Genomic DNA, 22,444 nt, shown 5'->3' on the forward strand with positions numbered 1-22,444 from the left:
CTAAGAGGAGTGCCGGCATGATTATAGAAACGACGGGCGTGCATGATGCGCTATCGACAATCGTGCGCTTGGCCGGCAACACATCGTGGGTGCTCGGCGGGAGCGCTGCCTTGCTGCTTAGAGGGATTCAGTTGGGCGCTCCGCCGCGAGACGTTGACTTGTATTGCGATGACGATGATGCCAATACGATTCATAAAGCGCTTAGCCGCTATGCAATCGATAGGCCTTCGTACAGCGAGACGGCTATCTATCGATCAACACTTAGTCATTACCGCATTGGAACGATTCAGGTGGAATTGGTCGGAGGTTTCTCTGTCCGTGCGCTGGACTGCTGTTATCAGGTGAATGTAAAAGAAGTGCTGTTTCCTTATGGTGAGGCGATTGAGCTCCATGAGCTAACGGAGGGAAGACCTGTTTATGTTCAGGTCGTGCCTTTAGCCCATGAGCTATGGTTCAATTTGCTTCGGCAACGGAAGGATCGCGTGAAGGTGATTGCGGAGGAGATGCGGAAGCAGCCTCTTGCCCATTTGCCTGCTCTCGCGGCAATTGAAGGCAGCAATAACTTTGCGGACGAAGTTGTTAGCGAAGTCCGTGAGCGAATAGGGATAACGCAGAAAGGAGAGCGGCCGTGGATGCGGAAGTGATTTTTTGGCCAGGCGGACGGGCGGTCAAGGTCAAACGAGGCACATCTGTGCTGGACGCGTCGAGGCGAGCCGGCGTATCCATTGCGACACGCTGCGGAGGCAAGGCCGCTTGCTTCATGTGCAAGGTTACTGTTCTACCGGGAAGCGAGCTGCTTCCCATGGGAGACGAGGAACGGCGCAAGCTTGCCGGTTTGGAGGAGAAGAATATTCGTCTCTCCTGCCAGACGCGCGTGTCGGGCAAGGTAGAAGTAGAGCTTCCGCCAGACCCGCTGCGGGCAGCGGTCGCCAAAGCGCTGGCGCGCCAGAAGGAAGAGAACGATGAGCTCTGGTGACGGAAATGGAGGATAATAGGCAATGAACTCTCTTGCTATACTTGCAGCGGGCCGCAAATCGCGCATAGGCGCTATGATCGGTCTGCTTGCTATGATTACGCTGTCGCTTTCGGGTTGTCTATATCCGGAAGACGAGAAGCAGAATGTGCCGCCCAAAGAGGCGGTTCGCAACGTTCAAGCTGCGATCGACCAATATTTTGATGAGCAAGGGCTTCTGCCGATTGTGACAAGCTCACAGGATGTTCCCGTGTATGAGAAATACAAGATCGATTACAAGAAGCTTCAGGCAAAGGGATATCTAAGCTATATTCCGTCCGCTGCATTCGAGAACGGCGGCAATTATTATTTTATCATCATAGACGAGGAGACCGACCCAACTGTCAAGCTGATGGATATCGCGACGTTCCAGAAGCTGATCGACGTGCAAAGCTGGGTAAAGCAGTATTCGGACAGCCGCGGCTCCTTGCCGAAGAAGGATGAGATGTACCCGGGCTTCTATACGATTGACTATGAGGGCATGGGCAAAAAAGCGCCTGATATTCGAAGCGTTTTTTCGGGCGTAGGCTTGCACGCGATATTAGACGACAAAGGGAATATCTACGTCGATTATGGCATCGATCTCATGCAATATATTCAGAAGAACGGCGAATCCGCAACGAACGGGATAGACGATCTGAGAGAGCTGCTAGTGAAGAGCTCTGACTTTGTCCCTGTGAAAGCGCCGGTATACAAGCTGGTCGGGGGGGAGCCGGTCGCTGTATTGCCTTAACCGTATATGGAACAAAACCTCTTCCGCTGCTGCAGCGGAAGAGGTTTTTTTGTGCGCCTCGTCATAGAAAAAGCTGTTTCCTCATATATTTCAATCTTGGAAGGGAAGCAGGTTCAATCGGTGAACGAAAAAAGTTTTCGCAAAAGGAATCGTCATAATTGGACAGTCGGGACATAAGCTATTACTAGTCCAAAAAGTATGTACGAGTTGCGTCGCTGGCCTGCCCTCTTGTCCGGTGGATGGCGGCGAACCGGAAAATCAATTGGGAGGGGATATTCAGTGGAGAAAGTAGACATTTTCAAGGACATAGCCGAACGTACCGGCGGGGATATTTACCTCGGTGTGGTTGGGGCGGTCCGGACGGGCAAATCAACATTCATTAAACGATTCATGGAGACGGTCGTACTTCCCAACATTGCGAATGAATCGGACCGGGTCAGAGCCGTGGACGAACTTCCTCAAAGCGCCGCAGGCAAAACCATTATGACAACAGAGCCCAAATTCGTGCCAAACCAAGCGGTTCAGCTTAAAGTGGCAGAAGGGCTTGAAGTGAATGTAAGATTGGTAGACTGCGTCGGCTATGCTGTAGAAGGAGCCAAGGGCTATGAGGATGAAAATGGTCCGCGTATGATTACGACACCTTGGTTCGATGAGCCGATTCCGTTCCAGGAAGCGGCCGAGATCGGGACGCGCAAAGTAATTCAGGAGCATTCTACGCTTGGCGTCGTTGTGACAACGGACGGTTCGATTGCAGAGATTCCGAGAAGCTCGTACGTTGTTGCGGAAGAGCGCGTCATTGAAGAGTTGAAGGAAGTAGGCAAGCCGTTCGTACTTATTATTAATTCGACGCGTCCGAAGAGCGAAGAGACGCAGCAGCTCAGAAGCGAGCTTCAAGCGAAATACGATATTCCAGTCATCGCGCTCAGTGTGGCGACGATGGGTGAAGAGGAAGGCACGGCCGTTCTGCGTGAAGTGCTGTACGAATTCCCCGTGCATGAAGTTAATGTCAATCTGCCGAGCTGGGTCATGGTACTAAATGATAATCACTGGCTGCGCACGAATTACGAGAACTCGGTGCGCGACACGGTGAAGGATATTCGCCGCCTCCGCGACGTCGAGCGGGTTGTAGCGCAATTCATGGACTACGACTTTATTGCTAGAGCCGGACTTAGCGGCATGAATATGGGGCAGGGCGTTGCGGAGATCGACCTGTACGCTCCCGACGAGCTGTACGACCGTATTCTGATGGAAGTTGTCGGCGTCGAGATTCGCGGGAAGGATCATCTGCTCCAACTGATGCAGGACTTCTCCCATGCCAAGAGGGAATACGACCGGTTCGCGGAAGCGCTTGAGATGGTCAAAACGACCGGTTACGGGATCGCAGCTCCATCCCTTGCGGAGATGGCGCTCGACGAGCCGGAGCTCATTCGCCAGGGGTCGCGTTTTGGCGTAAGGCTGAAAGCGACTGCACCGTCCATCCACATGATTCGGGTCGATGTGGAATCCGAATTTGCTCCGATCATCGGTACGGAGAAGCAGAGCGAGGAGCTGGTTCGCTACCTCATGCAGGACTTCGAGAACGACCCGATCAAGATCTGGGAATCGGACATCTTCGGACGTTCGCTGCATTCGATCGTAAGAGAAGGCATTCAGGGCAAGATCGCCATGATGCCGGACAATGCACGCTACAAGCTTCAGGAGACGCTGGGCCGGATTATCAACGAGGGCTCCGGCGGACTAATCGCCATAATTCTATAACAAACCCTGACAAACGACAGGCTGCACCAAAGGTCGCCAAGACCTTCGGTGCAGCCTGTCTTCTATATTGGGACTATGTTCTTATTCGCTGCGATTGAGGGGGATTGTTCTGCTTATCGCTAAGAGATCCTTCGAAAGTAAGAGAAAATTAGAAAACACTCCTTTTCCGCGTCAAATCAACGTTTCCCCTTGAAAAAGCAATTCTACTGTATTACTATAGGTTTGTTCGGTCAAAAGGTATATATTTGAAGTTTTCGGTTAATAAGAGGAATATGAGTGTTTTAGCTTATGCTTACGAAGTAAGTTTTGCTCTGCAACGCTTACGAAGCAAGTTTTTGATCCACAAAAACTAAGCCTATGCTTACGAAGTAAGTTTTGCTCTGCAAAACTTTTAAGGAGGTGAAACCATGAACAAAACTGATTTGATCGCAAAAGTAGCTGAATTGACGGACCTGTCCAAGAAGGATGCGACAAAAGCGGTTGATGCCGTTTTTGAGGCAATCTCCGACGCGCTGCAAAGCGGCGATAAAGTGCAGCTGGTAGGCTTCGGCAACTTCGAAGTGCGCGAGCGCCAAGCACGCAAAGGACGCAATCCGCAAACAGGCGAAGAGATCGATATTGCTGCCAGCAAGATGCCGGCATTCAAACCAGGCAAATCTCTCAAGGATCTTGTATCCAATTAACGTATAGGCAAGAACAGGCGCTCGAACTTATCCGTTTGAGCGTTTTTTACCACAATAGAAATGATAAGGTTTCCGAGGGAATCGGATATAAAATTCTATTTGGCGAAAAACCCACCTCTAAACGCGGTCGCTCAACTTTGAACGGCCTCGATAGAGGTTTTTTTATGGAATGGGAAATGGCGCGGCATTGCACATTGGCGCGACTTCCACTATAATTCACATGGATAGCACGGAATGATGAATTGCGGAGGGATCACCATGGAGCCTACGGTTGGCGATTATATTGTAGTGAAGGCGAAGGATCAAGGCGTGCAGGTCATCGGCCTGACGCGCGGCCAGGATACGCGGTTCCACCATACCGAAAAGCTGGACAAAAACGAAGTGTTGATTTGTCAGTTCACCGACCATACCTCGGCTATCAAAATCCGGGGAAAAGCGATTGTTATGACGAAGTACGGTACCGTGGAAACCGATCAATAAGATTGGAGCAAAGCAGGCGAAGCCTGCTTTTTTGTTTTTAACGTGCCGGTGCTGGTCAGACAAGCCGAATATTCAATCTTCCATTCTCGTACAATGTATTATATGCCTGAAGTCCGTATGTGTCATGCCGGGAATGACCAGACTTGGATTAAGGACTGTGTACGAATGAAACGGAATGGAGGTGCCGCATTGCGCACCGGAATAAGGATTACAGCTGCATGTGCGGTGACGCTGGCGATTACCATTGGAGCGGCATGGCTGCCCCAAGCCATGATAAAGTCCAGGGACGGAGGCGGCGAAGTTGCCGTATTCCGCGGGACGCCGATCGAGCATTTGACGAATACGAACATCGTTGATGCGCTCGTTGGCGTGGATCTTCACGAGCGGCTGGGCCATGTGGAGTGGGGGAACTCCGTCTTGACGCTGGAGCTGGTGGTACCGAGCGACAGCGGCAGACCGGAGCATTGGTTCGATGACGTGGAACGGTTGATTGGGGTTTCATATAAGCAGCTGAACAATGTGAAGCGGTTGCTCATCCGCATTGTGGAGAGCGACGGCAAGAAGAAGCGGCTACTTGCAGCGGTGGATGTCCGCGAAGGTGATGCCTGGTTGTTCGGTGAGCTGGGAGAGCTGCGCGATTCCGATCCCGTTCATGATGAAGTATGGAGGCAGCGTCTGAGGCTTAGCTTCACATCGGCATGGATGGATCGATTCGGTAAGCCGGAAGGCTATTCGGCACGCTCGATACGTCCTGGGACTTCGGATATAGCAAATTGATGAACATGTAAGGGGAGTCGTATGCTCTCATGTAAAGTTGTGCTATAATAGTTTAGATTATTGAGCGGAGACTTGCTGCTACATTTGTTCGGAGGCTTCTACCATGACTAAATACCGCATTCCAGAGATGACAAGACTTCATGCAAGGCACGATATGATCGATAAGCATACCGAGCTGCCTCCGCTGGCTGAGCCGCGAGCACGGATGTTATATGCGTTCCTTAGTCAACAGAGGTCTGTGAAGGAGCATAGCGAGCTCTACACGTTGGTTGTAACGCTTGTACAGCTTGGCATGGACACCCACGATCTAATCGATACGGAGACGACGAAGCGTTCTGAAGCGGATATGCGCTCCAGGCAGCTGAAGGTACTGGCCGGAGATTTCTTCAGTGCAAGATTCTATCAGCTGCTTGCAGACGCAGGACAAATTGAGCTGATTACAAAGATCAGCAGCGCGGTATGCGAAGTGAACCGGCTTAAGGTGAACCTGTATACGCGAATGAGAAGCCTGCGCATAACGGCCGAAGATTACTTTAAGCAGGCTGTAGAGCTTAGAAGCGAACTGTTTCAGCACTTCTCCGGCATGCTGGAGGGTGCTATGGCTCGTGCCTGGCCCGAATTGCTGCAGGGCGTTAGCCGCTGCGAGGTTGTGCTGCAAGAGCTGGAGCGCAGCGAGAGCATCGATATGTTCGAGAGAAGCTGGGCTTATTGGCATGTCTTGCAGGTCGGTACGGATGAGGAACGTCATCGGCTCGCCTCCCAGACGCTGGAGAGCGGGGAGCTTCCCACGCTTCTTCACAAATACGACGTACGGGCATTGCTGACGGCGAAGCTGCGGCAAGCGGTTGATTCGCTCCGGTCCGCAGCTGCAAAGCTGGATTCGGACAAGTTGACAAGCGAGCTGTCCGCTATCGCGGATCAGATGATCAACAAGCTGTCCGGCGGTATGCCCGCGCTTAACGAGACGAGGTGAAGAAAATGGACAATACAAATTCGAAGAGCCATGTGCATGGCTTATTCGAGACGATAGCGCCCAAATACGATTTGATGAATGATGTCATCAGCTTCCGCAGGCATAAGGCTTGGCGCAAGTACACGATGAACCGGATGGATGTTCAGCCTGGCCAATCGGCACTGGATATATGCTGCGGCACTTGTGATTGGACCATTGATTTGGCCAAAGCAAGCGGCACAGGCCGTATTGTGGGGCTCGATTTCAGCCAGAACATGCTGGATATCGGAGAGAAGAAATTAAAGAAGCTGGGCTTGGATGATCATATCGAGCTCGTGCAAGGCAATGCGATGAGTCTGCCATTCGAAGACAACAGCTTCGATTATGTTACGGTAGGCTTCGGCCTTCGGAACGTGCCGGACTACCTGCAAGTATTGAAGGAAATGAGACGCGTGGTGAAGCCAGGCGGACAAGTCGTCTGCCTGGAGCTGTCCAAGCCGACATGGCAGCCATTCAAGAGCATTTATTATTTGTACTTCGAACGCATGATGCCATGGTTCGGCAAGCTTATTGCGGGAAGATTCAAGGAATACCAATGGCTTCCCGATTCGCTGAAGCTGTTCCCTGACTCCAAAGGTCTGACAGAGCTTTACCGTCAAGCGGATATGAAAGAAGTGGATGTGCGTCTCTTTTTCGGCGGCATCGCCGCTTTGCACATAGGCACGAAGGGAAGAGATGTTCAGCAATGATACGCAAACTTCGCATTATACTGGAAATGATTAAGTTTGAACACACGGTGTTCGCATTGCCTTTCGCCTATATGGGGGCTTTGCTTGGCGCGGTTGTGATGGAACAAAGGCTTCCTTCCTGGAGCGAAATCGGTTGGATTTCGCTTGCGATGTTCGGAGCCCGCAGCGCGGCTATGAGCCTGAATCGACTGATCGACAAAGCGATAGACCTGCGGAATCCGCGCACGAGTGGTCGAGCTTTGCCTGCCGGCTTGCTGAAGTCGGCTGAAGTGCTGCTGTTCATCATCGGTTCATTTGCCCTGTTGTTCTGGGCGGCGGCCAATCTGGCGCCGATTGCAATGAAGCTGATGCCGATTGCGGTATTTTTCCTTGTTATTTATTCCTACACCAAACGCTTTACCTGGCTATGCCATATCGTGCTTGGCCTGACCATCGCGCTCTCCCCGCTTGGGGGCTGGGTTGCTGTGACGGGGGAGTTCGATCTTTCGGCATGGCTTCTCTATGGTACGGTCGCGCTGTGGATTGCGGGATTCGATATCATTTATGCGACACAGGATTATGAATATGACCGCGACGCTGGCCTGCACTCCATTCCGGCGCGTTTTGGCATCTCCGGCGCTTTGTGGATTGCACGGTCGCTGCATATGGTGACGGCACTCGGCTTTGTCTTTCTGTTCTGGATGACGCAGCTTAGCTGGTTGTATCTGTTCGGCGCGCTTCTTTCCATCGCCTTGCTGTTCTATCAGCACTGGATGGTGAGGCCTCATGACTTATCCCGCGTGCCAACAGCATTTTTTGGCATGAACGGGACACTTAGCGTCGTATTGTTCATCTTCACCATTGCAGACTTGGTGGTGCTAAGACAATGGTAGGCAAAGAGCAGACGCCAGCCAGGGAAGTTTCCCGGAAAAGATGGGTAGTTGGCATTACGGGCGCAAGCGGCGCGATCTACGGCATTCGGTTGATTGAAGAACTGCTGGACAAGGACTTCGAGGTGCATCTGATCGTTACCGAAGCAGGATGGCGCGTATTAAAGGAAGAACTCGGCTGGGAGACGGCCCGCAGGGCGGAAATGCTCGACCGTGCATTCGTCAAGCCGAGCGGACGAGGCAAGCTGGTCTTTCATCCCAATGCCAATATAGGCGCTTCGATTGCAAGCGGTTCGTTCCGGGTGGAGGGCATGTTGATCATGCCATGCTCCATGGGAACGCTCTCATCGATAGCGCACGGCGCTTCCAACAACTTGATGGCGCGGGCTGCCGACGTTATGCTGAAGGAAGGACGCAAGCTGCTGCTTGTGCCGCGGGAGACGCCGCTGCATGCGATTCATCTGGAGAACATGCTTACGCTTGCGAGACTGGGCGTACGTATTGTACCGGCCATGCCGGGCTTTTATTATAAGCCCCAATCCATGGATGAAATGATTAATTTCCTTGTGGGCAAAGTACTGGACAACGTAGATATTGATCATGATTTGTACAGAAGATGGGGAGATGAGCATAATGAGCAACCCGCATCGGATCACCATCGGGGAGATTGACTATGCCAACGCTTGGCCCTTGTTCAAGGGCTTCGAGCGTCAAGCTGAAGGTTTAGTCTATGAGATGATCGCGCGCGTACCCTCGGAACTGAACCGTTTGCTGAGCGCAGGGGAACTCGACCTGTCGGCGATATCATCGTTTTCATATGGACAATATTGCGACGATTACGTATTGATGCCCGGTCTGTCTGTTGGTTCCATTGGACGGGTACATTCGATTCTGTTGTTTATGAAGGAGCCTTTGGAGAAGCGCAAGCCGCGCAAGATTGCGGTGACGACAACCTCCGAGACATCCATTAACCTGCTAAAGATTATTATGGCAATGAGATTCGAGCTGGAGCCCGAATATGTTCGGGCCGAGCCTGATCTAAAAGCCATGCTGAAGGATGCCGATGCAGCGCTCCTGATCGGCGATCCGGCCATCACGGCTTCCTGGCATACAGATGGGCTGCATGTGCTCGATCTGGGAGAGTTGTGGAATAATTGGACGGGACTTGGCATGACGTACGCTGTTGTCGCTGCGCGGAGATCCGCTGTGGAGAAGCATCAAGGCGAATTGCGAGCCGCATACGAAGCGCTGTTAGCCGTCAAGGCGCAAAACCAGCGTGACACCGGACCGCTGATCCAGCGCGCATGCGCAACGCTTGGCGGAGAGTCTTCTTATTGGGAGACTTACTTCCGTTCGCTGCAATATGATTTTGGCGATAAGCTGCAAGCCGGCTTGTCTCTATATTTCCGATATGCGCGTGAGCTTAACCTGCTTAGGCATGAGGCGCGGCTGACGTTTTATGAAGGACACTCTCCCCAAAAGGTGAAGGAATGAAACTATTAGAACTGTACGCAAAAATGAAGGGCGATTTGAATCAAATCGAACAAGCGCTGGAACGCAGCGTATCCGACGATCATGTGCTGCTCAGCGATACGTCGACACACTTGCTCAAGGCGGGCGGCAAGCGGATACGTCCCGTTTTTGTGCTGCTGGCGGGCAAATTCGGGGATTACAAGCTGGATGTGCTGAAGCAAGTGGCGGTACCGCTGGAGCTGATCCACATGGCTTCACTTGTACATGACGATGTCATCGATGATGCGGAGACAAGACGCGGACAATTAACGGTCAAGTCCAAATGGGATAACCGTATTGCTATGTATACAGGCGACTATATACATGGCAAGGCGCTGACAATTGCTACGCAGCTTCCTAATCCGCTGATCCACCAAATTTTGTCCAAGGCGCTCGTTCAGATGTGCATTGGCGAGATGGAGCAGATCAGGGATTTCTTTAATACGGAGCAGACGATCCGCAATTACCTGCTTAGAATTCGCAGGAAGACAGCGCTCCTCATCGCGATCAGCTGCCAGCTTGGAGCTGTAGCAGCCAATGCGGACCGGGCGACGGCGAATCGGCTGTACCGTTACGGCTACAATGTGGGGATGGCCTTCCAGATACGCGATGATCTGCTTGACCTGTACGGCACCGAGAAGCAAATCGGCAAGCCTCCGGGCTCTGATATCCGCCAAGGCAATATTACGCTGCCAGTCATTCTCGCCTTGCGCGATCCGGGAGCCAGAGAGCCGCTTCTGCGGGAAATCCGTACGATACGCGAGCACGAAGGCTTTCCCGATACTAAACGGGCCATCTCTCTCATTCGCAACAGCGTAGGCGGAGAGCTGGCTGACGAGCTGGCTAATCGTTACATACAAAAAGCTTTGAAGGCATTAGAAGGATTACCCGATCAAACGGCGAAAAAGAATCTTACCGATATTGCGCATTTCGTCGGAAAGAGAAACTATTAGATTATTTAAACTGGTGTTGGAAGGGATGGTTTGCAAGATGGAAAGAACGTTTCTAATGATTAAGCCTGATGGCGTTCAACGCGGATTGATCGGCGAAATCGTGTCGCGCTTCGAAAGAAAGGGGCTTCAGCTGTCGGCAGCCAAGTTCATGCATATCACGCGCGAGCGCGCGGAAGTTCATTATGCGGAGCACAAAGGCAAGCCGTTCTATGAGCCGCTTCTGGAGTTCATTACATCCGGTCCCGTATTCGCCATGGTGTGGAGCGGCGACAATGTCATCGCGCTATCGCGGGCGCTGATCGGCAAGACCGATGCGCTGGATGCTGCGCCAGGTACGATTCGTTCTGACTTTGCGGTACATACGAATTTCAATTTGATTCACGGCTCGGACTCTGCAGCTAATGCGGAGCGGGAGATCGGTATTTTCTTTGCGCCCGAGGAGCTAGTGACTTACGAGCATACGATTCAACGCTGGGTATAAGCCAGCCGCATAAGATGGAGGCTGCCGTCATGTCTGATGATCTGGACTTCTTACAATTTATAGACCGCATTAAGCGAAAGACCGATATCGATCTTTCCCAATACAAGGAAGCGCAGATGAAGCGCAGGCTGACCACGCTTCGCATGAAAAATGGTTTCTCCACCTTTCAAGCCTATTATGAGGCAATCGAAGGGAATCGCGCTTTGTTGAATGAGTTCTTGGACCGAATGACGATCAATGTATCGGAATTTTGGCGAAATCCCGCCAGATGGGAAGTGCTGCGCGAGCAGTTCCTGCCGCAGATGATGAACGCCAATTCACGATTGAAGATATGGAGCGCAGCATGCTCCACAGGCGAAGAGCCCTATACGTTAGCCATGATTTTGTCCGAGCTTGGCGCCATTGGCAAGACAACGCTAGTCGCGACGGATCTGGACAACAATGTTCTGGATAAGGCGAAGGAAGGGATCTATCTGGAGCGGTCGCTAAGAGATGTGCCAGCCGCCTTCCGCAGCCGTTACTTCAAGCCGGACCAGGGAGCTTATCGTGTAGCGGATGAGCTGAAGAAAGCGGTACAGTTCAAACAGGGTAATCTGCTGCATGACCGTTTCGATTCCGGCTATGATCTGATTGTGTGCCGGAATGTTATGATTTATTTTACGGAAGAAGCAAAGCATGGCTTGTATCATAAATTCTCCGAGGCCCTTAAGCCGGGGGGCATCCTGTTCGTCGGCAGTACGGAACAAATCTTCTCTCCCGCGCAATACGGGTTCGAGACGGCGGATACTTTCTTCTATCGGCGCGTGTAGCGATGTATAGCGGTTTCCATGTTCTCCTATACTAATCATAGAATCGATGTTTGGAAGGAGAACTGAATATGGATAAGCGCCAAGTGATCGCCGCGTATCGCCGCGGGTTTCTTACGATACAGGAGTGCGCGCAAATCATCGGCGTGGACAGCAGGCAAGCGGCTAGAATAGCAGATGATACCAAGTATATGCACGAAAGCAACAGCCGCCATGAACAACCGGCTGCCAAGAGCCTGTAGATCTGCCTGCCAAGATGGCCGGGCTTCTGATTCCAATGAATCGGGAGCCCGGTCTTTTGCTGTGTTGACGGGCAAGAGGAGGACTCAGGGAGCGATGAGATTTCTTGTCAAACCAGCAGGGCTGTACTATAATGAGCAAAGATGTTTCGGGCATAACATGACGGAAATGAACAACTATTTTAAGCAATTGGGGCGATAGCAGATTATGCGTGAACTTACGGTAGACCTTGGTGAACGTTCTTATCCTATCTATATTGGCGAAGGCCTCTTGAACGAGGCGGATACTTATTTTTCTAAGCACGGCATTAGCAAAAAATCTCCATTGCTTATTATTACCGACACGAATATCGCGCCGCTGCATCTCTCTCTGCTTGAAGAGAAGCTGAAAGAGGGCGGTTTTCAAGCAGTGAGCGCTGTCGTGCAAGCGGGAGAGGGCTCCAAGTCGCTCGCTATGCTGGAAGAGCTGATTGCAAGCGCGCTCGATGCCGGGCTTGACCGCAAATCTACGATCGTAGCGCTTGGCGGCGGCGTTGTCGGCGACTTGGCTGGATATGTAGCGGCATCCTTTATGCGCGGCGTTAAATTCGTTCAAATCCCGACTACAGTACTGGCTCATGACAGCAGCGTAGGGGGCAAGGTGGCGGTCAACCATCCGAAGGCCAAAAACATTATCGGCGCATTCCATCAGCCTGAATTTGTATTGTATGATTTGAATCTGCTGCAGACGCTGCCGGCGCGCGAAGTGCGGTCCGGTTTGTCCGAAGTTGTCAAGCACGGGCTGATCTGGGATGCCTCCTTCGTGCAGTGGTGTGAAGAGAATGCCGGGAAGCTGCTTGCGCTTGATGCAGACAGCCTTGGCTATGCGCTGCACAACGGCTGCAGTGTAAAGGCGTCGGTTGTCTCACAAGATGAAAGGGAAAATGGGCTGAGGGCTATTCTGAATCTGGGACATACAATCGGTCATGCGATTGAAGCGGTTGGAGGCTACAATGGACTTCAACACGGTGAAGCGATAGCGATCGGAATGGTTGGATCTGCCAAGCTGGGTGTACGTTATGGAGCACCGGAGGAAGTGTACACAACGACCAAACGAGTGCTTGCCAAGTGTGAATTGCCTATCGCGCTACCGCAGCATTACGATGTGGATGCAATTATGGATGCGATGATGCATGACAAGAAGTTTGCGGAAGGCACGATGGTATTTATCGTACCGACGGCAATCGGAGAAGTCGAGATCAAATCAGATGTGCCGGTTGCGTGGGTGAGAGAGATCGTGGAGGAATTGAAACTGGAGGATGAACAGCTATGAGTGTACGCGGAATACGCGGTGCGATAACCGTAGATGCGAATGACGGACAACAAATTGCCGGCGCAACGCTGGAGATGATGAAGGATCTCGTGACTCAGAATGAGCTGGACCCTGCTGATATTTGCAGCGTCTTGATTACGGTGACGAACGATTTGAATGAAACATTCCCCGCCCAGTCGATCAGACAGCTGGAAGGGTGGGAGCTGGTGCCTCTGATGTGCGCGCTGGAGGTTCCGGTGAAGGGAAGCTTGGAGCGCTGCATCCGCGTCATGGTATTGGCCAATACGGAGAAGACGCAAGCGGATATTCGCCATGTCTATCTGCGCGGCGCACAGGCGCTTCGTCCGGATTTGTCGAAGTCAAAATAACGGGTTGACGCATCCGGCTCGGATGCTATATAGTTAATGCAATAGTTGAGATTAGTCGAGTAGGTTTTTAGCAGAGTTGAGATGAGTAGAGCATTAGTGAGTTGCCGTAGGGCAAACCCCATAAGATCATTGTTGCTGGTCAAGTCGAGCATGCACCCGGTACATATTGTTGTATCCGAAGGCTGTTCCGCTTTACTGCATCGAAGTGATTGCGGGGGACCTATAGGGCACGCTATCATCGATACATTCTAAGCTCCTGCTGCGGCAGGAGCTTTTTTGATTATACGCTTCTCGCCGAAATTCCATTGATGGGGGTCGTTAAGGATGACGAATGAATTGAAACGCGTAATAGGGCTTGCTGGAAGCTATAATCTGATACCGATTGTACGCTATGTGATGGCGGATACGGAGACGCCGATCCGGTTGTTCCAGCATTTTGCCGAAGAAGACCATGCTTTCCTGCTGGAGAGCGTGGAGGGCGGCGCCAAATGGGCGAGATATTCTTTCATCGGAACGGATCCTTTCATGAAGCTGTACGGCAAGCACGGCGAGCTGGTGCTGGAGCATAAAGGAGAGAAGACGATCCTGCACGAGAAGCCGATCGAGCTGCTCAAGGCGAAGCTTCGGTCCTTCCGCAGTCCTTCCTCCAGCGAATTGCCGCCATTCACGGGAGGCGCAATCGGCTTCTTCGGCTACGATTTGCTTCAGTATTACGAGAATCTGCCGCCACATCGCATTGACGATTTGCAAATGAACGATATGCAATTTATGTTCTGCGACCAGGTCATCGTGTTCGATCATTTCAAGCAGCAGCTGCAAATTATCGGCAACGTTCATATCGAACCCGGCGCGACGGACGGCGAGATCGAAGGAGCTTACAATGAAGCGGTAGCAAAAATCGACGCAACGATTGACCGCTTGAAGCAGCCTGTTCCGAGCAGCGTGTCTCCTACGTCGCCCATTCCAGATGATCCTGAGCTTGGCGATGTGCAGTCGAATTTAACAAAGGATCAATATATGGCGAATGTCGACAAAGCGAAGGAATACATCAGAGCCGGCGACATCTTCCAGGTCGTGCTCTCACAGCGCTTCAGCATTGATACCGACATCGATCCGCTGCTCGTCTATCGCGTGCTGCGTACGATGAACCCTTCTCCATACATGTACTATTTGAAAATGGGCGAAGAAGTTATTGTAGGCACGTCTCCGGAAGCATTGGTTAAAGTGGCGAACGATCGGGTCGAGACAAGACCAATTGCCGGCACTAGACCGAGAGGAGCGACACCCGAGCAGGATAAGGCACTGGAGCTGGAGCTCCTGGCGGATGAGAAGGAGAGAGCGGAGCATCTGATGCTGGTTGATCTGGGCCGCAACGACATCGGCCGCGTATCGGAATTCGGCTCAGTCCGCTGTGATTCGTTTATGGAGATTGAACGGTATTCCCATGTGATGCATATCGTATCGAACGTATCAGGCAAGCTTCGGCAGGACAAAGATTTCTTCGATGCGTTCATATCGTGCCTGCCGGCCGGAACGGTATCGGGCGCTCCGAAGCTGAGAGCGATGCAAATTATTGCGGAGCTGGAGAATGAAGCGCGCGGCGCATATGCCGGCGCAATCGGTTATTTGGGCTTCGGCGGATCGATGGATACCTGCATTACGATACGGACGATTATATTCAAGCACGGCAAGGCTTACGTTCAGAGCGGAGCGGGCATTGTGTGGGATTCTGTTCCGGAGAACGAATATATAGAGACGGTCAATAAAGCCAAAGGTATGCTTAAAGCGATCAGAGCAGCGGAAGCGAGCTTCCGGAAGCCGGAATCAGGTCAGGTGAGAAGCACAGCAATCAATACGGATTACGAGGTCCATACGGGAAAGGGGCGCGGTTAACGATGAGCGGAATGATGACGATGCAAACGGCGTTAAACAAGGTGATCGGCGGAGAGCATCTGACGAAGGCAGAAGCGGCTGCGGTGATGTCGGTCATTATGAGCGGAGAAGCATCGGGCTCGCAGATCGGAGCTATCGCAACCGCGCTGCGCATGAAGGGCGAGAGCAAGGATGAAATCACAGGCTTCGCCCAGGTCATGCGCCAATTTGCCAGCAGAGTCCAGACTGAGCAGGAAGGGCTGCTGGATACATGCGGCACAGGCGGCTCCGGTATTCATAAGTTTAATATTTCTACAGCGTCTTCGATTATCGCATCCGCAGCAGGCATCCGCGTCGCCAAGCATGGCAACCGTGCCATGTCCGGCAAGACCGGCAGCGCTGACGTGCTGGAGGCGCTTGGCGTCCAGATTACGCTATCCCCCGAGCAGGCGGCAGCCTGCCTGAACGACATTGGTATCTGCTTTATGTTCGCGCAGCATTACCATCCGTCCATGAAGCATTCGGCTGGCCCCCGCAAAGAGCTTGGCATCCGCACCATATTCAACATGCTTGGCCCGTTGACGAATCCGGCAGGCGCCGATCGCCAGCTGCTTGGTTTATATGACCGTTCCCGCACCGAGACGATTGCAGAGGTGCTGGGTGAGCTTGGATTGAAGCGCGCGCTTGTCGTCAGCAGCCATGACGGGCTGGATGAGATCAGCATCTCCGCTCCGACCCAAATCTCGGAGTTGAGTGAAGGCGTGGTTAGGACTTATCAAATTGAGCCGGAGGACCTCGGCTTGAACAGATATTCCATTGAAGACGTTCAAGGCGGAGAAGCGGCAGTCAATGCGGGACTTATTCGCTCGATCTTCCGGGGGGAAGAGCGCGGCGCCTACCGGGATATTGTACTCGCGAATGCGGGCGCATGCATCTATGTTGGAGGGTTGGCCCCAACGCATCGGGAAGGGGTCGCATTGGCAGCAGAAGTCATTGATTCCGGGAAAGCGCAAGTCAAGCTGGAAGAGCTTATTCAAACGACAGGAGAGTTGGCACATGTTTCTTGATAAAATCGTTGCTACCAAACAAGCAGAAGTCGAGGCGTTGTCTGCAAGCTTCCACTTGTCCGAATACGAAGGCATCATTGATGCAATGCCGGCTTGCCGCGGCTTTGAATCGGCATTGCTGAGCAATCGCCGCAAGCGCGGCATGGGCTTGATTACAGAAGTGAAGAAGGCGTCCCCTTCCAAGGGGTTAATCCGCGAGGACTTTGAGCCGGCAGCACTCGCTCGCGCCTACGAGTCCGCAGGCGCTGACTGCATCTCGGTGCTGACAGACCGTGACTACTTTCAAGGCTCGAATGATTACTTGAAGCTGGTCAAACAATCGGTCGATATTCCTCTGCTGCGCAAAGACTTTATTATCGATTTCCGGCAAATTTATGAGGCCCGCATCATAGGGGCGGATGCGGTGCTGCTTATTGCAGCCATCTTGACGAAAGGCCAGTTAGAGGAATTCCATGATCTGGCGAAGTCGCTTGGCATGGACGTGCTGGTCGAGGTGCATGACGCAGCAGAGCTCGAAACTGTGCTCGAACTGGATAAGGCAACCTTGATCGGCATTAATAATCGCGATCTCAGATCCTTTGTGACCGATCTCGCCACAACGGAGAAGCTGATCGGCATGATTCCGCAAAATGTTACGATTATTAGCGAAAGCGGAATTGCTAGCCGCAGAGACATGGATTATTTGCAATCGGTTGGCGCACACGGCGTGCTGATTGGCGAACACTTTATGCGTCAGCCAGATGTAAGCAATGCAGTGCGAGCGCTGATGGGCGAGATTCGTTCATGAGTGTACGTGTCAAAATATGCGGCTTACGGGATGAGGCGACTATTCAGGCTATGGACGGATTATCCATAGACGAGATCGGCTTGCTATTCGCCCCCAGCAAACGCCAAGTAAGCAAAGAGGAAGCTTCCAAGTTAATAGAAGCGATTCATGGGATTCGCAATGACCGGAAGGCCCGTCCTCATGCGGTAGGCGTATTTGTAAATACAAGCATAGAAGAGTTGGCGAATATTCTGGCTGTTGCTCCACTCGATGTTGTACAATTGCATGGACAAGAGTCGCCGTCTTATTGTGCAGAGCTGAGAGAGAGATTTCCGGGGACGGCCATTTGGCGAGTGATCTCTATTCGCCCGGAGGCGGCCTCGGCATCGGGCGGGAAGATGGTTGATGCGGATGAACGATTGGCCCCGTATGCAGGGGTGGTGGACGCCATTCTGATCGATGCGCCGGGAGGCGGCACCGGTCATCCCTTTAATTGGGACGTAATCGAGGCATACAAACAATCGGCAGGCTTGCTTGGCTTACCCCTATATGTGGCCGGCGGCTTGCATGTGGACAATGTCCAGGAGCTGCTGTACAAGCATAGCCCGGACGGGGTAGATGTATCCAGCGGTGTTGAGACCGATGGGCGCAAGGATATTGAGAAAATCAGATCATTTGTCAGAAGGGTGAGAGAAGCATGATACAAGTACCTGACGTGAACGGCAGATTCGGCAAGTTCGGCGGCCGATATGTGCCGGAGACGCTAATGAACGCACTCCTTGAGCTGGAGGAGGCGTATGCGCATTATTCCAAGGACCCCGACTTTCAAGCCGAAGTGCGGGAGCTGCTTTATAAATATTCAGGCCGTCCGACTTCGCTCTATTATGCCAAACGTTTAAGCGAGCATCTGGGCGGTGCGAAGGTATATCTGAAGCGTGAGGATCTCAATCACACTGGCGCACATAAAATCAACAATACGATCGGACAAGGCGTACTTGCCAAGCGTATGGGCAAGACCAAAATTATCGCTGAGACGGGTGCAGGCCAGCATGGCGTTGCTTCGGCGACCATTGCGGCATTGCTGGGACTGGAATGCAAAGTATTCATGGGTGAAGAAGACATGAAGCGCCAGCAGTTGAACGTCTTCCGTATGAATCTGCTCGGCAGCGAGGTTGTTCCCGTCACTTCCGGCACACGCACGCTTAAAGATGCCTGCAACGAAACGCTGAGGTATTGGGTCAGCCATGTCAACGATACGTTCTACATTTTGGGTTCTGTGACAGGTCCGCATCCGTATCCGATGATGGTGCGCGACTTCCAGCGCATTATCGGAGATGAAGCGCGCGAGCAGATCTTGAAGGAAGAGGGCAGGCTGCCTGACTATGTAGTGGCTGCTGTCGGCGGAGGAAGCAATGCAATGGGCATATTCTATCCGTTCGTCCAGGATGAAGGCGTACGCTTGTTGGGTGTTGAAGCTGCAGGCAGAGGCGTGGAGACGGAAGAGCATGCGGCAACGATGACGAAGGGCCGCCATGGCGTATTCCAGGGCTCGCTCAGCTATGTGCTGCAGGATCAGTTCGGACAGGTGCAGCCGGCGCATTCGATATCCGCGGGGCTGGACTATCCCGGTATCGGGCCTGAGCATGCCTATTTGAAGGATTCCGGACGAGCAGACTATGTGCCGATTACCGATGCCGAGGCATTGGAGGCGCTCCAGCTGCTGTCCCGTACGGAAGGCATTATTCCAGCGCTGGAGTCGGCACATGCCATCGCGCAGACGCTGAAGCTTGCCCCTACGCTTGATAAGGATCAGATCGTCGTCGTCAGCTTGTCCGGACGCGGGGATAAAGATGTCGAAGCTATCATGGGTTATCTGGGAGGTCAAAGCTAATGAATCTCATTGATCAATCATTCGCTAAGCTGAAGGCGGAAGGGCGCACCGCGCTTATTCCGTTCCTGACGGTAGGCGATCCCGACCTTTCTACAACGCTAGCTATCATCAAGCAGCTTGAACAATCCGGCGCGGACATGATCGAGCTTGGCGTTCCGTATTCCGATCCGCTGGCGGACGGTCCGGTCATCCAGCGCGCCTCGGAGCGGGCTCTTCGCAGCCGGATTACACTTCTGGACTGCATTGACTTAGCTGCGCAGGCCCGCGTGGAAGGCGTGAAGATTCCGCTGATCCTGTTCACTTATTATAATCCCGTACTCCAATTCGGATTGGAGCCGTTCTTTGAGCTTGTGAAGAGCAAGGGGATTAGCGGACTTATTATTCCGGATTTACCGATTGAGGAAGACGAGGAAGTGCGCGCTTTATCGGAGGCGCATCATATCCATCTTATTCCGTTGGTCGCGCCGACCTCCAATGACAGAGTGGCACGCATCTCCCGCAAGGCTCGCGGCTTCGTTTACTGTGTGTCCTCCTTGGGCGTGACCGGTGTGCGATCGGACTTCCACACCGGCATAGATGACTTCTTAGCAACAGTTAGAGCCTCGACCGACTTGCCGATCGGAATCGGCTTCGGCATCTCCAGCCGTGAACAAGTAGAGCGGTTTGAGCGTCAATGCGATGCGGTGATCGTCGGCAGCGCCATCGTAAGGAAGATTGAAGAGGCGCTGCTTCTGCTGGAGAAGGAAGAGACAAGAGCGCAAGGACTTGCTGAAGTTGGTAAGTTCGTATCCTCGCTAAAAGGATAACCTTTTTTCCTAATTCCCGCCCCTTGAGCATCAGGAACTGCTCACGGGGCGGGTTTTTCGTTTTTTCGAAAAAGCTTTAAAACAGCATACAGATGTGAGACAATGGGACAGTAACACTTCAATACATAGAAGAGGTGAAGAGTCATGCAGCCCAAATCCAATGTCGTCCATTTGCCTGTATACAATCCGGGCAAGCCAGTGGAAGACGTAAAACGAGAGCTTGGCTTGGATCAAGTGATCAAGCTGGCATCTAATGAAAACCCATATGGTTTCTCCAATGAAGCGAAAAACGCGATGCTCGCTGAGCTTACGAATAGCAGTATTTATCCTGACGGAGCTAGTGTCATGCTTACGAATGAGCTTGCACGCAAACTGTCGGTGCAGACGAATCAACTGATTTTCGGCGCAGGCTCCAGCGAAGTCATTGTGCTGGCTGCAAGAACGTTTCTGGCGCCGGGCGACGAGACAATCATGGCCAATGAAACCTTCTCCCAATACAGGCATAATGCCCAGATAGAGAATGCCCGCATTATTGAAGTGCCGCTGAAGGACGGCAAGCATGATCTGCCTGCGATGCTCGCAAAGATTACGAATCAGACGAAGATTGTCTGGGTCTGCAATCCGAACAATCCGACGGGAACGATTGTGACCGATGCCGAGCTAAGAACGTTCTTGAATGAAGTGCCGTCGCATGTGCTGGTTGTGCTGGACGAAGCTTATCGTGAGTTTGTCGAACAAGAACAATTCAGCGACGGTGTTGAGCTGCTGAAGAGCTATCCGAACTTGCTTGTGCTAAGAACGTTCTCGAAAGTATACGGCCTTGCGGCACACCGTATTGGCTATGGGGTGAGCAGCCCGGAAGTGATTCAGTTCATGAATCAGATTCGCGAGCCGTTCAACACGACGCGAATCGCACAAGCGGGCGCGCTGAGTTCCCTGAAGGATGACGCCTTTGTTGCCGCGTGCAAAGCACGCAATCTGGAAGGCATTCGCTATATGACAGAGCAGTTCGACCGGCTCGGCTTGTCGTACTTCCCGGCGAACGGCAACTTTATTCTGGTAGATGCGAAGCGTCCTTCGGGGGTCGTATTCGACGCGCTGCTGCGCAAAGGTGTAATTGTGAAGGGGCGCTGGGCCAACTACCCGACCTATATTCGCGTATCAGTCGGTATGCCTGAGCAGAATGTCGCCTTTATCGAGGCACTGGAGCAAGTTTTGCAGGAAGTGACGGTGTAAACTTAAATTTATGACGAATGTAGCGATTTTTGGAGTAGGTCTTATTGGAGGTTCGATAGCGCTTTGCTTGAAGGGCAAGCCGGGTATCCGGGTAATCGGATTCTCCAATCGGGAAAGCTCCGTTCAGAAATACCTTCAACGCGGCGTAGTCGATGTCGGCACGACATCGATTCAAGAAGCAGCCGAGCAAGCGGACTTTATTTTCTTATGCGTACCCGTTGGCAACTTGCAGGAGTATATGGAGAAGATCAGCGCCTTCAATCTGAAGAACGGCTGTATCATTACCGATGTCGGCAGCACAAAGTCTTCGGTGGCGTCTTATGCCAGATCCATTGATCTGGGCCAAGCGACGTTTATCGGCGGCCATCCAATGGCCGGTTCGGAGCGCTCCGGCGTAGAAGCGGCTTCCTATCATTTGCTGGAAAATGCATTCTACGTCCTGACGCCGGAACCATCAACGCCCCCGGAGGCGGTGGATCGACTGACGGAGCTGCTTTCGCATACGAGAGCGAATATTGTCAAGGTGGATGCTGACTCGCACGATGATATCGTGGGAGCAATCAGTCATTTGCCTCATATGATTGCCGTTGCGCTGGTGAACCAGGTGCGCGGCTATAATGAACGCAATGATCTGTATCAATCTTTGGCTGCCGGAGGCTTCCGGGACATTACGCGCATCGCCTCGGGAGACCCAAGCTTATGGCGGGATATTCTGATCGACAACCGCCATGTGCTGCTGCGGCTCATCCGCGACTGGAATGCCGGGATGGAATCATTCGCGCAAATGCTCGAGAAGTTGGACGGGCCAGCCATTGAAGAAGCGTTCCGGACGGCGGGCGAATTCCGCAACCGCATGCCAGAGCGGCGCAAGGGCATGATTCATTCGGTTTACGATTGTTATGTCGATGTGCCGGATCATCCGGGCATTATCGGCAGGATTGCCAGCGAGCTGGGCAACAACCGGATCAATCTAAGCAATCTGCAAATTATCGAGAGCAGGGAAGATGTGCCAGGCATCCTGCGGTTATCGTTCCGCAATCAGGAGTACTTGGACCAAGCGATTGCATTGCTTGAGAATAATGGCTATTCCGTTCATCAATAGCTGAATGTTCCGTTGTTTTC

General features: G+C 52.5%; 26 protein-coding genes. All 26 read left to right on the forward strand.

Annotated elements, in window-relative coordinates:
• Nucleotides 1-17 precede the first annotated feature (17 nt).
• The 26 genes from D3P07_RS07375 to D3P07_RS07495 all read left to right on the forward strand — a co-directional run bounded on the left by D3P07_RS07375 (nt 18) and on the right by D3P07_RS07495 (nt 22,424).
• Entirely contained in the window at nt 18-644 is a 627-nt protein-coding gene (locus tag D3P07_RS07375; protein ID WP_119799542.1) for a hypothetical protein, read from the forward strand.
• Nucleotides 629-976: a 2Fe-2S iron-sulfur cluster-binding protein gene (locus D3P07_RS07380; RefSeq protein WP_119799543.1), complete on the forward strand. Its 348-nt coding sequence runs from the start codon at nt 629-631 to the stop codon at nt 974-976. The genes D3P07_RS07375 and D3P07_RS07380 overlap by 16 nt, the downstream gene beginning before the upstream one ends.
• A gap of 22 nt (nt 977-998) precedes the next feature.
• Nucleotides 999-1,745, forward strand: coding sequence for a DUF3939 domain-containing protein (locus D3P07_RS07385; protein ID WP_119799544.1), 747 nt, complete (start codon nt 999-1,001; stop codon nt 1,743-1,745).
• 279 nt (nt 1,746-2,024) lie between these two features.
• The gene (spoIVA, locus tag D3P07_RS07390; RefSeq protein WP_119799545.1) at nt 2,025-3,503 is read left to right on the forward strand and encodes a stage IV sporulation protein A; all 1,479 of its coding nucleotides are present in this window, start codon (nt 2,025-2,027) and stop codon (nt 3,501-3,503) included.
• Between the two features lie 407 nt (nt 3,504-3,910).
• Nucleotides 3,911-4,186, forward strand: a complete 276-nt coding sequence (locus tag D3P07_RS07395; protein ID WP_116044761.1) for an HU family DNA-binding protein — start codon at nt 3,911-3,913, stop codon at nt 4,184-4,186.
• 258 nt (nt 4,187-4,444) lie between these two features.
• Complete coding sequence (mtrB, locus tag D3P07_RS07400) at nt 4,445-4,666, forward strand: trp RNA-binding attenuation protein MtrB (RefSeq protein ID WP_116044760.1); 222 nt, start codon at nt 4,445-4,447, stop codon at nt 4,664-4,666.
• 165 nt (nt 4,667-4,831) lie between these two features.
• The gene (locus D3P07_RS07405; RefSeq protein ID WP_147384494.1) at nt 4,832-5,443 is read left to right on the forward strand and encodes a hypothetical protein; all 612 of its coding nucleotides are present in this window, start codon (nt 4,832-4,834) and stop codon (nt 5,441-5,443) included.
• A 103-nt stretch (nt 5,444-5,546) separates the two neighbouring features.
• A complete protein-coding gene (locus D3P07_RS07410; protein ID WP_119799547.1) occupies nt 5,547-6,416 on the forward strand; it encodes a heptaprenyl diphosphate synthase component 1 in 870 nt (289 codons plus the stop codon).
• Between the two features lie 5 nt (nt 6,417-6,421).
• Nucleotides 6,422-7,144 (forward strand): demethylmenaquinone methyltransferase, encoded by a 723-nt coding sequence (locus tag D3P07_RS07415; RefSeq protein WP_119799548.1) that lies wholly within the window; start codon nt 6,422-6,424, stop codon nt 7,142-7,144.
• Complete coding sequence (locus D3P07_RS07420; RefSeq protein WP_119799549.1) at nt 7,141-8,016, forward strand: UbiA-like polyprenyltransferase; 876 nt, start codon at nt 7,141-7,143, stop codon at nt 8,014-8,016. Before D3P07_RS07415 ends, D3P07_RS07420 begins: the two co-directional genes overlap by 4 nt.
• On the forward strand, nt 8,010-8,684 hold the full coding sequence (locus tag D3P07_RS07425; RefSeq protein WP_119799550.1) for a UbiX family flavin prenyltransferase: 675 nt from the start codon (nt 8,010-8,012) through the stop codon (nt 8,682-8,684). Before D3P07_RS07420 ends, D3P07_RS07425 begins: the two co-directional genes overlap by 7 nt.
• On the forward strand, nt 8,647-9,507 hold the full coding sequence (locus D3P07_RS07430; RefSeq protein ID WP_182914214.1) for a menaquinone biosynthesis protein: 861 nt from the start codon (nt 8,647-8,649) through the stop codon (nt 9,505-9,507). The genes D3P07_RS07425 and D3P07_RS07430 overlap by 38 nt, the downstream gene beginning before the upstream one ends.
• On the forward strand, nt 9,504-10,478 hold the full coding sequence (locus tag D3P07_RS07435; RefSeq protein WP_119799552.1) for a polyprenyl synthetase family protein: 975 nt from the start codon (nt 9,504-9,506) through the stop codon (nt 10,476-10,478). Before D3P07_RS07430 ends, D3P07_RS07435 begins: the two co-directional genes overlap by 4 nt.
• 37 nt (nt 10,479-10,515) lie before the next feature.
• Entirely contained in the window at nt 10,516-10,959 is a 444-nt protein-coding gene (gene ndk / locus D3P07_RS07440; RefSeq protein ID WP_119799553.1) for a nucleoside-diphosphate kinase, read from the forward strand.
• A gap of 29 nt (nt 10,960-10,988) precedes the next feature.
• Nucleotides 10,989-11,768, forward strand: a complete 780-nt coding sequence (locus tag D3P07_RS07445; protein WP_119799554.1) for a CheR family methyltransferase — start codon at nt 10,989-10,991, stop codon at nt 11,766-11,768.
• A gap of 68 nt (nt 11,769-11,836) precedes the next feature.
• Nucleotides 11,837-12,007, forward strand: a complete 171-nt coding sequence (locus D3P07_RS26900; protein WP_182914215.1) for a hypothetical protein — start codon at nt 11,837-11,839, stop codon at nt 12,005-12,007.
• Between the two features lie 205 nt (nt 12,008-12,212).
• Nucleotides 12,213-13,316, forward strand: coding sequence for a 3-dehydroquinate synthase (gene aroB, locus D3P07_RS07450; RefSeq protein WP_119799555.1), 1,104 nt, complete (start codon nt 12,213-12,215; stop codon nt 13,314-13,316).
• Nucleotides 13,313-13,684, forward strand: a complete 372-nt coding sequence (gene aroH / locus D3P07_RS07455) for a chorismate mutase (RefSeq protein ID WP_119799556.1) — start codon at nt 13,313-13,315, stop codon at nt 13,682-13,684. Before aroB ends, aroH begins: the two co-directional genes overlap by 4 nt.
• A gap of 324 nt (nt 13,685-14,008) precedes the next feature.
• Nucleotides 14,009-15,577, forward strand: coding sequence for an anthranilate synthase component I (trpE, locus tag D3P07_RS07460; protein WP_119799557.1), 1,569 nt, complete (start codon nt 14,009-14,011; stop codon nt 15,575-15,577).
• Between the two features lie 2 nt (nt 15,578-15,579).
• Nucleotides 15,580-16,623: an anthranilate phosphoribosyltransferase gene (gene trpD / locus D3P07_RS07465; RefSeq protein WP_119799558.1), complete on the forward strand. Its 1,044-nt coding sequence runs from the start codon at nt 15,580-15,582 to the stop codon at nt 16,621-16,623.
• Nucleotides 16,613-17,410, forward strand: a complete 798-nt coding sequence (trpC, locus tag D3P07_RS07470) for an indole-3-glycerol phosphate synthase TrpC (RefSeq protein ID WP_119799559.1) — start codon at nt 16,613-16,615, stop codon at nt 17,408-17,410. Before trpD ends, trpC begins: the two co-directional genes overlap by 11 nt.
• Nucleotides 17,407-18,090 carry a phosphoribosylanthranilate isomerase gene (locus D3P07_RS07475; protein WP_119799560.1) on the forward strand — a complete coding sequence of 228 codons (684 nt, stop codon included), beginning with the start codon at nt 17,407-17,409 and terminating at the stop codon, nt 18,088-18,090. The genes trpC and D3P07_RS07475 overlap by 4 nt, the downstream gene beginning before the upstream one ends.
• Nucleotides 18,087-19,280: a tryptophan synthase subunit beta gene (trpB, locus tag D3P07_RS07480; protein WP_119799561.1), complete on the forward strand. Its 1,194-nt coding sequence runs from the start codon at nt 18,087-18,089 to the stop codon at nt 19,278-19,280. Before D3P07_RS07475 ends, trpB begins: the two co-directional genes overlap by 4 nt.
• Nucleotides 19,280-20,086, forward strand: a complete 807-nt coding sequence (trpA, locus tag D3P07_RS07485; protein ID WP_119799562.1) for a tryptophan synthase subunit alpha — start codon at nt 19,280-19,282, stop codon at nt 20,084-20,086. Before trpB ends, trpA begins: the two co-directional genes overlap by 1 nt.
• A 144-nt stretch (nt 20,087-20,230) precedes the next feature.
• Nucleotides 20,231-21,322, forward strand: a complete 1,092-nt coding sequence (hisC, locus tag D3P07_RS07490; protein WP_119799563.1) for a histidinol-phosphate transaminase — start codon at nt 20,231-20,233, stop codon at nt 21,320-21,322.
• A 10-nt stretch (nt 21,323-21,332) separates the two neighbouring features.
• Nucleotides 21,333-22,424, forward strand: coding sequence for a prephenate dehydrogenase (locus D3P07_RS07495; RefSeq protein ID WP_119799564.1), 1,092 nt, complete (start codon nt 21,333-21,335; stop codon nt 22,422-22,424).
• The last annotated feature ends 20 nt before the right edge of the window (nt 22,425-22,444 follow it).

It is taken from the genome of Paenibacillus sp. 1011MAR3C5 (assembly GCF_003591485.1).
In the GTDB taxonomy this organism is placed as follows: domain Bacteria; phylum Bacillota; class Bacilli; order Paenibacillales; family Paenibacillaceae; genus Pristimantibacillus.